We start from the raw sequence: 13,094 nt of genomic DNA on the forward strand, positions 1-13,094 counted from the left end.
ACAAGGGTGTCGCCGACCCGGCACGCCGTCATACCTCTAGTACCTGAGAACTACCCCCCAGTACAGCTCCCCGGCGGGACGCCGGTGACAAGTGCTGCTTCCTAACTTCCTTTGCAGCCAAGCCCGATGGCCGGGTCGCTGGAAGGAAGCCGTCATGGGGCGCCTCGCGCACCGTACCCGTCGTACCCTCGTCGCCGCCCTGCTCGCCGCGGCGCTCACCGTTCCCCTCTCCGCGGCGGCCCGGCCCCGTGTGCCGGCTCCCGCGCCCGCGGTTCTGCCGCCGCTCGGCCCGGCCACCCTCGCCACCGCCTACGCCGCCAACCGCGCCGACGCCGCCCGTGCCGCCCGGATGGCCGGCGCCCACGGCGACTCGCGCCGGGCCGCGGCCGACCGGAGTTTCGCCTCGACGCGGCGGCAGCTGCTCGCGTTCGACGGCCGGGGCGAGGGGCTGGCCGTCGAGGTGTTCGGTGATCTCGCCCATGCCGGGCACGTCGCGGTCCTGGTCCCCGGCTCGGACACCTCCCTCGACACCTACCCCCGCTTCCGCCGCGCGGCCGAGTCCCTGTACGCGGCGGCCGGCCCGCGTACCGCCGTCGTCGCCTGGCTCGGGTACACCACCCCCGCCACGGTCAGCACCACGGTCGCCACCACCACCCGCGCCGAGGAGGCGGCTCCTCAGCTGCGGGCGTTCGTACGGCAGTTGCGCGCCGCTGTGCCCGCCGGCGCGCGGCTCTCCCTCGTCTGCCACTCCTACGGCTCCGTCGTCTGCGGCCGGGCCGCGCGCGGGCTGGACGTGGCCGACATCGCCCTCGTCGGCAGCCCCGGCACCGGCGCGGACGACGTGTCCGGCCTCGGCACCCGCGCCCGCGTCTGGGCGGCCCGCGGCAGCGGCGACTGGATCGCCGACGTGCCGCACGTGCGCGTCGACCTGCTCCTCGCCACCGTCGGCCTGGGCGCCGACCCCGTCTCCCCGGCGTTCGGCGCCCGAGTCTTCGACGCGGGACCGGCCGACCACAGCGGCTACTTCACTCCGGGCTCCGCCGCCCTCGCCAACCTGGCCCGGATCGTCCGCGGCCAGACCTCGGAGGTCACCCGTGGCTGACAAGGCCAAAGGTACGTGGCGGGCGGTACGGGAGGGTGCGTGCCGGGTGGACGCCGCCACGCCCGACTCCCGCGACCGCGCCGTGGACGCCCTGCGAGCCTGCGCGATCCTCGGGGTCGTGCTCGGCCACTGGCTGGTCACCGCGCTGGTCGCGCACGACGGCGCGCTGCACACCGCCAGCGCCCTGGAGCGGATGCCCTGGCTCGCCCCGATCTCCTGGATCTTCCAGACCCTCGCGGTGTTCTTCCTGGTCGGCGGGCACGTGGCCACCAAGAGTCTCGCCTTTGCGCGCGCCCGCGGCCTGACGGACCGCCAGTGGCTGGGCGCCCGCCTCGGCCGCCTCGCCCGCCCGGTCCTCGCGCTCCTGTCCCTGTGGGCCGTGGTCACCGCGGGCCTGCTGCTCACCGGCGCCCCGGCGGACACCGTCCACACCCTCGTCGAACTCGCGCTGTCCCCGCTGTGGTTCCTGCTGGTCTTCGCCGCGCTGACCGCCGCGACCCCGCTCGTCGCCCGCCTCCACCCGCTGTGGCCGCTCGCCGTCGTCCTGCACGTGGACGTGCTGCGCTTCGGCCTGCACCTCGGGAGCTCCTGGATCGGCTGGCTGAACCTGCCCGCGGGCTGGCTGGTCCCCTACACCCTCGGCGCCGCGTGGACCCGCGGCGAGCTGGACACCCGCCGCGCGGGCCGGGTCCTGCTGGTCTTCGGTACGACGGCCACGGCGGGCCTCGTCTGCTGGGCGGGCTATCCGGCCGCCATGGTCGGCGTCCCCGGCGCGGCGGTCTCCCACCTGGACCCGCCGACCCTCGCCGCCGTCACCTTCGGCCTCGCCCAGTGCGGCCTCGCGCTGCTGCTGCGCGACCGGCTGCGCCGCGCGATGCGCCGCCCGCTGCTCTGGGCGGCCGTGGCCACGGTCAACCTCTCCGCGATGACGATCTACCTGTGGCACCAGACCGCCCAGATGGCCACCACCGCGGCGACCCTCCCGGCGGGCCCCCTGCCCGGCCTGCACACCGCCCCCGACGGTCCGGCCTGGATCGCCGGCCGGCTGGTCTGGCTGCCGGTGTTCGCGCTGGTCCTCGCGGTGTGCTGGGGCGCGTTCCGGTCGTACGAGCAGGGCGGCGGCCGGCGGCGGGCGCGGGGGCGGCGCGGATGGGGGCGGCGCGGCCGGGGTGGCGCGGACCGGGTGGCGAGGGCGGGGCGGCGCGGCCGGGTGGTCCGGGTGCACCGGGTGCGCCGGGGGCACCGGGGGGTTTGCCGGGGCGGGGAAACGGGGGCTGACCCCCGTGTTCGGCGAAGTCACCGTGTCTAAGGTGGATGGCGTGACGAGTACGGGGGGTCGTCGGGGGTTCGCGCTGCTCGCGGACCGGGGGCGGCGGATGCTGCGGGTGCTGCGCGACGATCTGTGGACGGCGCGGCGCGATCCGCTGCCCGCCTTCGTCTGGCTGCGGTGGCTGCCGCACGGACTGGTGTGCGTGGCCGCGTTCGGGGTGGGGCTCGGCGGGGTGGCGCAGCTCAGGCTCAACGGAGGACTGAGTTCCGGCGCCGCCTATGCGATCGGTCTCGCACCGGCGGGCGCGGTCGTGCTCGCGCTGCGCCGGCCCGTCGCGGCCTGGTGGCTGTCCATGGCGGCGACGCTGGTGTGCGCCGTCGCGGTCCACGGCCACCAGGCCGCGACGGGCCGGATACCCCGAGCGGCGTTCACCTGGCCCTGGACGGCCGCCGGGATCATCGCGCACCTGCTGGTCATGCTGCTGCTCGCGCTGCGGGTGCGCGCACGGGTGGTGGTCGAGGCGCTGGTCTCGACCGTGCTGCTCACCGCCGTCCTGGAGGGCGGCTGGGGCGGCGCCGGCTATCAGCCGACCGGGGTCATCGCGGTGGTCCTGTCCGCAGTGGTCGCGGTGGTCGGCATCGCCCTGCGCGGTCGCCAGCAGGCGCGCGCGGAACTCGTGGAGCAGACCAGCCTCACCGCCGAGGAGCGCGCCCGGCGCACCCTCCTGGAGGAGCGCAATCGGATCGCGCGGGAGCTGCACGACGTGGTCGCGCACCACATGTCGGTCATCTCCATCCAGGCCCAGGTCGCCCCGCACCTGGTGGAGCGGCCCTCGCCCGAGCTGTTCGACAACCTCGCCGGCATCCGGCAGAACGCGCTGGAGGCCCTGACCGAACTGCGCCGGGTCCTCGGGGTGCTGCGCTCCGAACACCCCGACGACCCCGAGGGCCCCTACGGGCTCGGCGCGCCCGGCACCGGCGCCGCCCCCGACGCCCCCCAGCCCACGCTGGCCCGGCTCGGCACCCTGATCGAGAACACACGGGCGGCGGGGCTGGACGTGAGCGCGCAGGTGAGGGGTGAGGTGCGGCCGTACACACCGGGGGTGGAGCTGTCGGCGTACCGGATCGTGCAGGAGGCGCTGAGCAACGCGCTGCGGCACGCGCCGGGGTCCCGCGTGCGCGTCGAGGTGGCACACCGGGTGGACGGGCTGCACCTGGAGATCGCCAACTCCCGCCCCCGGCAGCCGGTTCCGCCCTCGCCGGGGGCCGGGCACGGACTGCTCGGCATGCGCGAGCGCGCGGCGATGCTCGGCGGCCGGGTCACCGCGACCGCGACCGCACAGGGCGGCTTCACGGTCACGGCCTTCCTACCGACCGACGGCACCCCGCCGGCCGACGGCATCCCCCGGCCCGACGACATCCCGCTGCCCGGCGGCACCCGGCCCGAGGGCCCCTCGTCCGACGGCACCCCGCTGCCCGACGACCCCCGGCCCGACGGCACCCCGCCCGAGGGCCCCTCATCCGATGGCACCCCGTCCGCACGCCTCTCATCCGCACGCCTCACGCCCGCCCGCCTCCTGTCCGACGGCACCCGGCCCGACGTCATCCCGCTGCCCGGTGACCCCCGTCCCGACGGCACCCCGCTGCCCGGCGACATCCCGCCGCCCGACGGCACCTGGCCCGACGGCACCCGGCCCGACGGCATCCGGCCCGACGGCCCCTCGCCCGACGGCACCCCGCCCGCCCGCCTCCCGCCCGACGCGCCCTCCCCGCCCCCCTCACACCCGCCCATATCGACCCCGGCCCCGACCCTGACCCTGACCCCGGCCCCGACCCCGGCCCCAAGCCCGCCCCCGACCCCGGCCCCAAGCCCGCCCCCGACCCCACCCCCGACGCTCACGCCCCTGACAGGAGAACCGACCCCATGACGAGCGGCGCCGGTCCCATCCGCGTGCTCATCGCCGACGACCAGGAGATGGTCCGGCAGGGCTTCACCGTGCTGCTCAACGCCCAGCCGGGCATCGAGGTGGTCGGCCAGGCGGTGGACGGCCGGGAAGCCGTCGCCAGGTCCGCCGAACTCGCCCCGGACGTCGTCCTGATGGACATCCGCATGCCCGAGCTGGGCGGCATCCAGGCCACCGAGCACATCGCCGTCGCCCAGCCCGCCGTCAAGGTCCTGGTGCTGACCACCTTCGACCTGGACGAGTACGTGTACGACGCGCTGCGCGCCGGCGCCTCCGGGTTCCTGCTCAAGGACGCCTCCGCCGACAAACTCGCCGAGGCGGTCCGGGTGGTGGCCGGCGGCGACGCCCTGCTCGCCCCCGGTGTGACCCGGCGCCTCATCGCCGAGTTCTCCCGCCTCGACGGCGGCCGCCGCGCCCCGCTGCACCGGCGCGTCGGCGGCCTCACCGAACGGGAGACGGAGGTACTGGCGCTGATCGCGCAGGGGCTCAGCAACGCGGAGATAGCGGGACGGCTGGTGGTGGCCGAGCAGACGGTGAAGACGCACGTGGGCCGGATCCTGGTGAAGCTCGGGCTGCGGGACCGTACCCAGGCGGCGATCTTCGCGTACGAGTCCGGGCTGATACGCCCCGGCGCGCGGTGAGCGGCGCAGACCCGCGCGGGAGCCGGGGGCCCGTGTAGTACCTGAGACGGACCCCGCGGAACCCGTCTCCAAGCTGACGACCCACTCCGGCCCGCCGCCTACCGTTTACCGTGTGACCGAGACGACGCCCCCGCCCCCGACCTCGCCGTTCGGGTCCGGCCGCCCGCGCAGCCCGGAGTTCCAGCTGGCCGCCGACGCCCTCGCCGGACTGCGGCAGGACCTGTTCCACGACGCCTTCGCCTACCGGCCGCTGCCCCCGCTGGGCCCCGACAGCCGCTTCGTGCGCCGCCGCTCGGGCCGGCTGCGGGAGTACGCGCCCTGGGCCCCGCACGCCGTGGTGGCCCTCTTCGGCGTGCTGGCGATGTGGGTCGGTCTGGTCCGCGCCGACACCTCGCTGGGGCCGGCCCTGATCTGCGGGCTGCTGGCCCTGGCCCCGGTCCTGCTGACCCTGGTGCGCCCTACCGGGGCGTTCTGGCTGTCCCTCGCGGCGTGCACGGTCACCACAATCGTCAGCGGCGGGGACTGGGTGAGCGGCACCTGGACGCCGGGCAGTTTCTTCTCCCACCTGGTGGTGCTCACCGTCGTGGCGATCCGCACCCGCCCGCGCACGGCGGCCTGGATGTGGGCGCTGACCGGCGTGTACGGCTTCTTCGACGCGAGCCTGTTCGGACACTCGTACGACGAGGACGACATAGCCCAGATGATGTTCCTGTCCGCGCTGATCCTGCTGGTGGTCGCGGTGCGGCACGTCCGCAAGGAGGCCGCCCTGGAGGTGACCGCGCAGCAGACGGTGACCGAGCACGAGCGCTCGCGGCGCACCCTGCTGGAGGAGCGCACCACGATCGCGCGGGAGCTGCACGACGTGGTCGCCCACCACATGTCGGTGGTCGCCATCCAGGCGGAGGCGGCGCCGTACCGGGTGGAGAACCCGCCGCCGGAGCTGGAGAAGGCGTTCGCCACCATCCGGGAGAACGCGGTCGCGGCCCTGACCGAGCTGCGCCGGGTCCTCGGGGTCGTCCGCGCGGAGGACTACGCGGCGCCGGACGCCCCGCAGCCCACGCTCGCCGACCTGGACGGGCTGCTCGCCAATGTGCGCGAGGCCGGGCTCGGCGTGGACAAGGCGGTGACCGGCGCGGTGCGCGAGCTGCCGCAGGGGGTGGAGCTGTCCGCCTACCGGATCGTGCAGGAGGCGCTGAGCAACACGCTGCGGCACGCGCCGGGGGCGAGCGCACGGGTGGAGGTCTCCTACGTCCTCGGCGGGCTCGGCCTGCGCGTGGTCAACGGCCCGCCGCCCGCGCCGAGCCTGCTGAAGCCGTCACCGGGCGCCGGGCACGGCATCACCGGCATGCGGGAGCGCGTCACCATGCTGGACGGCGAGATGACGGCGGGCCGCACGGCCGAGGGAGGCTACGAGGTGGCGGTGTTCCTCCCCGTGGCGGCCCCGGCGGACCCGGTGGCCGGAGGCGGAGCCGGGGGCGGCGCATGACGATCCGCGTCCTGATCGCGGACGACCAGATGATGGTCCGCGAGGGTTTCTCCGTCCTGCTGAACGCGATGCCGGACATCGAGGTCGTCGGCGAGGCCGTCAACGGCCGCGAGGCGGTGGCGCGGGTACGCGAACTCGCCCCGGACGTCGTGCTGATGGACATCCGCATGCCCGAGCTGAACGGCATCGAGGCGACCCGCGAGATCGTCGCGGCCGACGCCGCGGCGAAGGTCCTGGTGCTGACCACCTTCGACCTGGACGAGTACGTCTACCAGGCCCTGCGCGCGGGCGCCTCCGGCTTCCTCCTCAAGGACGCCTCGGCCCGCCAACTGGCCGACGGGGTACGGGTGGTGGCCGCCGGTGAGGCGCTGCTCGCCCCCTCCGTCACCAAACGCCTGATCGCCGAGTTCTCCCGCCTCCCGGAGGTCCGCCGCCCGCTGCCCACCGCCCCGGCCGCGTACGGCGACCTCACCGACCGCGAGACCGAGGTCCTCGTGCTCATCGCCCAGGGCCTGTCCAACGCGGAGATCGCCGAACGCCTGGTGGTGGCCGAGTCCACGACGAAGACCCACGTCAGCCGCATCCTGGTCAAACTGGGCCTGCGCGACCGCACCCAGGCGGCGGTGTTCGCGTACGAGGCCCGCCTGGTGACGCCGGGATGAGCGCGGCGGCGGGCCGGGAGCGGGAGCCGGGTCAGGGGCTGGAGCTGGAACTCGTACCGCATGCCGGCGCCGGGCCCTTCCGGCTCGGCATGCCGGTGGGGAAGGCGCGGGACGCGGTGGCCGCGGCTGGGGACTCCCGGATCGCGGCTGGGGACTCCCGGATCACCCTGGCCGCCGAGGAACCGGGGCAGCTCCATCTCACGCACGGCGCCTCGGGATTGGGGATCTCCCTCGGGTTCACCCAGGGGAAGCTGAGCGACATCGAAATCTTCCGGTTCCGGAAGGAGGACGCCGGGGTGCGGGTGCTGCTCGACGGGCTCGACGTCTTCCGCACGCCGAGCGGAGACCTGCGCGCGCGGCTCGCGGAACGGGGCCACGCCATCGGCGGGGACGACGGCCTCGGGGAGGACGACGACCTCGGCTTCGACGCCCTGCCGGAACTCGACCTGATCCTGGCGAACGAGAGCGGCCGCGGACTCCCGGCGGACGAGGAGGGCCGCCCCCTCTACTACGACTACGTGCTCCTCGCCGAGCGCATCGGCTGATCTGGCCGGACCGGGGGCCGGTGGGTTAGCGTCCGGGCATGGCAGGCTCCGGCGATCTCGCTTTCGACCCCTGGGACCCGGCGTTCGTGGCCGACCCGTACCCGGCGTACGCCGAGCTGCGGGCCCGCGGCCGGGTGATCCGGTACGAGCCCACGGACCAGTGGCTGGTGCCGCACCACGCCGACGTCTCGGCGCTGCTGCGGGACCGGCGGCTGGGGCGGACGTACCAACACCGGTATTCCCACGAGGAGTTCGGCAAGTCCGCGCCGCCGCCCGCGCACGAGCCGTTCCACACGCTCAACGACCACGGGATGCTGGACCTGGAACCGCCGGACCACACCCGGATCCGGCGGCTGGTGTCGAAGGCGTTCACCCCGCGCACGGTGGAGCGGCTGAAGCCGTATGTGTACGGCCTGGCCGACGAGCTGGTCGCGGGTCTCGTCCGGGAGGGCGGCGGTGATCTGCTGACGGACGTCGCCGAGCCGCTGCCGGTCGCGGTGATCGCCGAGATGCTGGGCATCCCGGAGGCCGACCGGGACCGGCTGCGGCCCTGGTCGGCGGCGATCTGCGGGATGTACGAGCTGAACCCCGCCGAGGACACGGCGGCGCGCGCGGTCCGGGCGTCGGTCGAATTCTCGGACTATCTGCGGGAGTTGATCGCCGAGCGGCGCAAGCGCCCCGGCGACGACCTGATCTCCGGGCTGATCGCCGCGCAGGACGGTGACGGCGGGGTGGGCGGCCGGCTGACCGAGCAGGAGGTGATCTCCACCGCCGTCCTGCTGCTCAACGCGGGCCACGAGGCCACCGTCAATGCCACGGTCAACGGCTGGTGGGCCCTGTTCCGCAACCCCGCCCAGCTCGCCGCCCTGCGCGCCGACCACTCCCTGGTCCCGGCCGCGATCGAGGAGCTGATGCGCTACGACACCCCGCTCCAGCTGTTCGAGCGCTGGGTGCTGGACGACATCGAGATCGACGGCACGGTGATCCCGCGCGGCGCCGAGATCGCCATGGTCTTCGGCTCCGCCAACCACGACCCCGCCGTCTTCGCCGACCCCGCCCGCCTGGACCTCGCCCGCGCCGACAACCCTCACATCTCCTTCAGCGCCGGCATCCACTACTGCATCGGCGCCCCGCTGGCCCGCCTCGAACTGACCGCCTCCATGACCTCCCTCCTCCGCCGGGCCCCCACCCTCACCCTGGCGAAGGAACCGACCCGCAAACCGAACTACGTGATCCGCGGCCTGGAGGGACTGAGCGTGCAGGTGCGCTGACCACCCGTCGGGTCCGCCGGAACGGGAAGGACGCCCGCTGAAGACGGCCTACCGTTCCTTCGTTTCCTCCAGTACGGTCCTGCCCACCAGCGCGTACCGCTCCGGCGCCCGCCGCTTCAGGTACTGCGCGTAGGCCACCCCCGCCACCGCGACCGCCCCCACCAGCCACGGCGTGGCCCGCAGCACCAGCGAGCCCGACTCGCTGCCCGCCGCCGCTCCCATGTTGGACACCAGCAGCACCACGACCCCGAGCATCGCCACGCCCCCCACCAGCGGCGCGGCGAACGTGCGGAACCAGTGCCGGCTCTCCGGGTGGTGCGAGCGGAAGTACGCCAGCACGGCGAAGGAACACACGGCCTGGACGACGAGGATCGCCATCGTCCCGAGGATCGCGAGCAGCACGTACGTCCCGGTGTACGGGTCCTTCCCCGCGATCCAGAACGCGCCGATCAGCACCGCCGCCACCACCGTCTGCACCAGCCCGGCGACGTGCGGCGAACCGTGCCGCGCGTGGGTGCGTCCGATGGTGCGCTTCAGCGAGGGCAGCACGCCCTCGCGGCCCAGGGCGTACAGGTAGCGCGCGGCGCAGTTGTGGAAGGCCATCCCGCAGGCCAGCGACCCGGTGATCATCAGCCACTGCATGACGTCCACGGCCCAGTGGCCGACGTACCGCTCGGTGGGGTCGAAGAACATCGAAAGCGGGTTCGCGGAGGACGCGGCCTTCACCGCCGCCGCCTCGCCGTTGCCGCAGATGGCCATCCAGGAGACGAAGACGTAGAAGACGCCGACGCCCAGGACGCTGACCATCGTCGCCTTGGGGATGATCCGCTTGGGGTCGCGGGACTCCTCGCCGTACATCGCGGTCGACTCGAAGCCGACCCAGGACCAGAAGGCGAAGAAGAGGCCGAGCCCGGCGGAGGTGCCCTTGAACGCGTTGACCGGATCGACCGGCGCGAGGCTGAAGCCGTGCGGCCCGCCGCCGTGCAGGGCGACGGACACGGCCATCGCGGCGAGCACCGTGACCTCGGTCGCCAGCAGCACCACCAGCAGTTTCTCGGCGACGCTGACCCCGAACCAGGTGCCGGTGGCGTTGATCGCCAGCATCAGGATCGCGAACGACCACCAGGGCAGGTGCACCCCGGTCTGGTCCCGCAGGGTGGTCGTGGCGAAGGTGGAGAAGATCCCGATGAGCGCGGGCTCGAAGACGACGTAGGCGAAGGTGGCGAGCAGTCCGGAGGCGAGGCCGATCGTGCGGCCGAGGCCGTAGGAGATGAATCCGTAGAAGGCGCCCGTGGACGTGATGTGCTTCGCCATCGAGGTGAATCCGACGGAAAAGATTGCCAGTACGACCATTGCGACGAGGTAGCTCGCGGGCGCCCCGATGCCATTGCCCGAGGAGACCATGAACGGCACGTTCCCGGTCATCGCGGTGATCGGCGCGGCCGTCGCCACCGCCATGAACACCACACCGAGCAATCCGACGGCGTTGGGTTTCAGCCGGTGAATCGTTTCATCTCCGCCGGTCTCCGCCGCCGGGACGACACCCTCGTCCACTGCCATGAATGATCCCCTCCGGGTCCGGTCCCTGGGTCCTGATGGAGCAGGATGCTGGACGAGAAGGGGGCACGGGAAGGGGTCGGCACGGTTAAATATTTGTCACTAGACCATTGGAGTGAGGTGTGCGGGGTCATCCGCGGGCGGGCAGCACCAGCCCCCACGCCCCCTCCAGCACCCGCCAGGTCCGCCGCCGTACCGGGCCCGTCACCCGTGCGTCGGCGCGGTAGTGGAAGTCGGGGCCGGTGACCGTGACGGTGCGCCCCGAGGCCCGCAGGGGCGTCGCCTCGGCGCCCACGGAGAGGGGATGGACCTCCAGTTCGGCGAGCCCGCCGGTGGCCGGGGCCAGGGAGAGGGACTCCACCGGCTGGTCGAGGTCCAGCAGCGCCTCGCCGTCGACCTCCACCCGCAGCCGGGTGGGGCCGGGCGAGGGTATCGCGGTCAGCCGGGTGGGGCGCGGGCTCAGGGTGCGCACCAGGGACCGGTACCAGGGGCGGCCGGCGGCAGCCAGCGGCGCGGGCGCGGGCACCCGCGCCGGGGCCGGGGGGATGGCGAGCCCGCCGAGCACCAGGCCCCCGCTGTCGTCGGCCAGCAGGTCCAGGCGCCGCTCCGCGCCGTCCAGCACCGCCCGCGCCGCCGCCACCGCCCCGGTCGGCACCCCGAGGGACGCCGCGAGCGTGAGGGATTCGCCCACCGGCACCACCGACAGCGCACATCCGGCCAGTCCCCGCTCCCGGTGCAGCAGGGTCACCGCCCGCGTCAGGGCGGCGTCGTCGCCCACCACCACCGGCCGGCGCGACCCCCTGCGGCCCAGTGCGCGGGCGAATTCCTCCGGACCCTGGGGGAGGCACACCTTGGCCGCCGCACCCGCGCTGAGCACGTCTTTCGCGATCCGTACGGACTCCCCGTCCGTCTGCCGTGCCCCCGGATCGATGATCACCAGCAGCTGATCGGACATCGCGAAGGTCGCCACCTCGGTCCTGCCTCGCTTCCTCGGGTAGCATCTTTGTGCAAGAGCCCCTTGCGCTATTGCGCCAGGGGCTTCGTCTATTCCGGGGCATCCGGTCCGACGGTTGTGCGGCCAACGACGGTCGCGGTGGCACGCGGCGGTGAACCTTACGCCCGCGCCCCTGACCTTGGACATGCCCCGCCCGGAAGGGGTGTACGCGCGTGCCCGCACTTGTGCTGCTCGGTGCTCAGTGGGGTGACGAGGGCAAGGGGAAGGCCACCGACCTGCTCGGTGGATCGGTGGATTATGTGGTGCGGTACCAGGGCGGCAACAACGCCGGCCACACGGTCGTCGTCGGCGACCAGAAGTACGCCCTCCACCTCCTGCCCTCCGGCATCCTCTCTCCCGGATGCACGCCGGTCATCGGCAACGGTGTCGTCGTCGACCCCTCGGTCCTGCTCTCCGAGCTGAGCGGTCTGAACGAGCGTGGCGTCGACACGTCCAAGCTGCTCATCAGCGGCAACGCGCACGTCATCACGCCGTACAACGTGACGGTCGACAAGGTGACGGAACGCTTCCTCGGCAAGCGGAAGATCGGCACGACCGGGCGCGGTATCGGCCCCACCTACGCGGACAAGATCAACCGCGTGGGCATCCGGGTCCAGGACCTGTACGACGAGTCGATCCTCCAGCAGAAGGTGGAGGCCGCGCTCGACGTCAAGAACCAGGTCCTCACCAAGCTCTACAACCGCCGCGCCATCGCCGCCGACCAGGTGGTCGAGGAGCTGCTGGGCTACGCCGAGCAGATCAAGCCGTACGTCGCCGACACCGTGCTGGTCCTCAACCAGGCCCTGGAGCAGGACAAGGTCGTGCTGTTCGAGGGCGGCCAGGGCACGCTGCTCGACATCGACCACGGCACGTACCCCTTCGTCACCTCCTCCAACCCGACCGCCGGCGGCGCCTGCACCGGCGCGGGCGTGGGTCCGACGAAGATCAGCCGGGTCATCGGCATCCTCAAGGCGTACACCACCCGCGTCGGCGCCGGCCCGTTCCCGACCGAGCTGTTCGACGAGGACGGCGAGGCGCTGCGCCGGATCGGCGGCGAGCGCGGTGTGACCACCGGCCGGGACCGCCGCTGCGGCTGGTTCGACGCGGTGATCGCCCGCTACGCGACGCGGGTGAACGGCCTGACCGACTTCTTCCTCACCAAGCTGGACGTGCTCACCGGCTGGGAGCAGATCCCGGTGTGCGTGGCGTACGAGATCGACGGCAAGCGCGTCGAGGAACTGCCCTACTCCCAGACCGACTTCCACCACGCGAAGCCGGTCTACGAGAACCTGCCGGGCTGGTCCGAGGACATCACCAAGGCCAAGACCTTCGCGGACCTGCCGAAGAACGCGCAGAACTACGTCAAGGCGCTGGAGGAGATGTCCGGCGCCCCGATCTCCGCGATCGGCGTGGGCCCCGGCCGGGACGAGACGATCGAGATCAATTCCTTCCTCTGATCCCTTCCGGCAAGCCGGCGTTCGGCCCGGCTTCACCTGCGGCAGCGGGGGGGGGGGGGGGGCGGGGGGGGGGGGGGGGGGGGGGGGGGGGGTTTGCCCCGCCTTGGCCCCCCTTTCCCGCCCTCACTCCCCCTCTTTTGTTTTTG

General features: G+C 73.5%; 10 protein-coding genes and 1 pseudogene. 9 read left to right on the plus strand and 2 right to left on the minus strand.

The window, feature by feature from the left end; translation table 11 throughout:
* The first annotated feature begins 154 nt into the window (after positions 1-154).
* The 8 genes and pseudogenes from AC069R_RS15205 to AC069R_RS15240 all read left to right on the plus strand — a co-directional run bounded on the left by AC069R_RS15205 (position 155) and on the right by AC069R_RS15240 (position 8,940).
* Complete coding sequence (locus AC069R_RS15205; protein ID WP_478767272.1) at positions 155-1,102, plus strand: alpha/beta hydrolase; 948 nt, start codon at positions 155-157, stop codon at positions 1,100-1,102.
* A complete protein-coding gene (locus AC069R_RS15210) occupies positions 1,095-2,411 on the plus strand; it encodes an acyltransferase family protein (RefSeq protein WP_478767273.1) in 1,317 nt (438 codons plus the stop codon). Before AC069R_RS15205 ends, AC069R_RS15210 begins: the two co-directional genes overlap by 8 nt.
* A gap of 67 nt (positions 2,412-2,478) precedes the next feature.
* Positions 2,479-3,786 (plus strand): annotated as a pseudogene (locus tag AC069R_RS15215) (sensor histidine kinase); the annotation flags it as partial.
* Positions 3,787-4,295: 509 nt separating this feature from the next.
* A complete protein-coding gene (locus tag AC069R_RS15220) occupies positions 4,296-4,976 on the plus strand; it encodes a response regulator (RefSeq protein ID WP_478767274.1) in 681 nt (226 codons plus the stop codon).
* 112 nt (positions 4,977-5,088) lie between these two features.
* The gene (locus tag AC069R_RS15225; protein WP_478767275.1) at positions 5,089-6,462 is read left to right on the plus strand and encodes a sensor histidine kinase; all 1,374 of its coding nucleotides are present in this window, start codon (positions 5,089-5,091) and stop codon (positions 6,460-6,462) included.
* Complete coding sequence (locus AC069R_RS15230) at positions 6,459-7,124, plus strand: response regulator (protein ID WP_478767276.1); 666 nt, start codon at positions 6,459-6,461, stop codon at positions 7,122-7,124. The genes AC069R_RS15225 and AC069R_RS15230 overlap by 4 nt, the downstream gene beginning before the upstream one ends.
* Positions 7,121-7,669, plus strand: coding sequence for a hypothetical protein (locus AC069R_RS15235; protein WP_478767277.1), 549 nt, complete (start codon positions 7,121-7,123; stop codon positions 7,667-7,669). The genes AC069R_RS15230 and AC069R_RS15235 overlap by 4 nt, the downstream gene beginning before the upstream one ends.
* Positions 7,670-7,707: 38 nt before the next feature.
* Entirely contained in the window at positions 7,708-8,940 is a 1,233-nt protein-coding gene (locus AC069R_RS15240; RefSeq protein ID WP_478767278.1) for a cytochrome P450, read from the plus strand.
* Positions 8,941-8,988: 48 nt separating this feature from the next.
* Here the strand turns inward: AC069R_RS15240 and AC069R_RS15245 are convergent, their stop codons facing one another.
* Together AC069R_RS15245 and AC069R_RS15250 are read right to left on the minus strand one after the other, a co-directional pair.
* Positions 8,989-10,500, minus strand: a complete 1,512-nt coding sequence (locus tag AC069R_RS15245; RefSeq protein WP_478767279.1) for an APC family permease — start codon at positions 10,498-10,500, stop codon at positions 8,989-8,991.
* Between the two features lie 127 nt (positions 10,501-10,627).
* Complete coding sequence (locus AC069R_RS15250) at positions 10,628-11,452, minus strand: diacylglycerol kinase family protein (RefSeq protein WP_478767280.1); 825 nt, start codon at positions 11,450-11,452, stop codon at positions 10,628-10,630.
* 212 nt (positions 11,453-11,664) lie between these two features.
* On the opposite strand from AC069R_RS15250, the gene AC069R_RS15255 reads away from it, so the two are divergent.
* Positions 11,665-12,948, plus strand: a complete 1,284-nt coding sequence (locus AC069R_RS15255; RefSeq protein ID WP_397984843.1) for an adenylosuccinate synthase — start codon at positions 11,665-11,667, stop codon at positions 12,946-12,948.
* The last annotated feature ends 146 nt before the right edge of the window (positions 12,949-13,094 follow it).

The sequence above is a fragment of the Streptomyces sp. NPDC043952 genome (genome assembly GCF_056435325.1).

Bases quoted from the DNA above. Each gene is read 5' to 3' on its own strand.
- AC069R_RS15205 (WP_478767272.1), top strand. From the start codon at position 155: ATGGGGCGCCTCGCGCACCGTACCCGTCGTACCCTCGTCGCCGCCCTG.
- AC069R_RS15220 (WP_478767274.1), top strand. From the start codon at position 4,296: ATGACGAGCGGCGCCGGTCCCATCCGCGTGCTCATCGCCGACGACCAG.
- AC069R_RS15230 (WP_478767276.1), top strand. From the start codon at position 6,459: ATGACGATCCGCGTCCTGATCGCGGACGACCAGATGATGGTCCGCGAG.
- AC069R_RS15235 (WP_478767277.1), top strand. From the start codon at position 7,121: ATGAGCGCGGCGGCGGGCCGGGAGCGGGAGCCGGGTCAGGGGCTGGAG.
- AC069R_RS15240 (WP_478767278.1), top strand. From the start codon at position 7,708: ATGGCAGGCTCCGGCGATCTCGCTTTCGACCCCTGGGACCCGGCGTTC.
- AC069R_RS15245 (WP_478767279.1), bottom strand. From the start codon at position 10,500: ATGGCAGTGGACGAGGGTGTCGTCCCGGCGGCGGAGACCGGCGGAGAT.
- AC069R_RS15250 (WP_478767280.1), bottom strand. From the start codon at position 11,452: ATGTCCGATCAGCTGCTGGTGATCATCGATCCGGGGGCACGGCAGACG.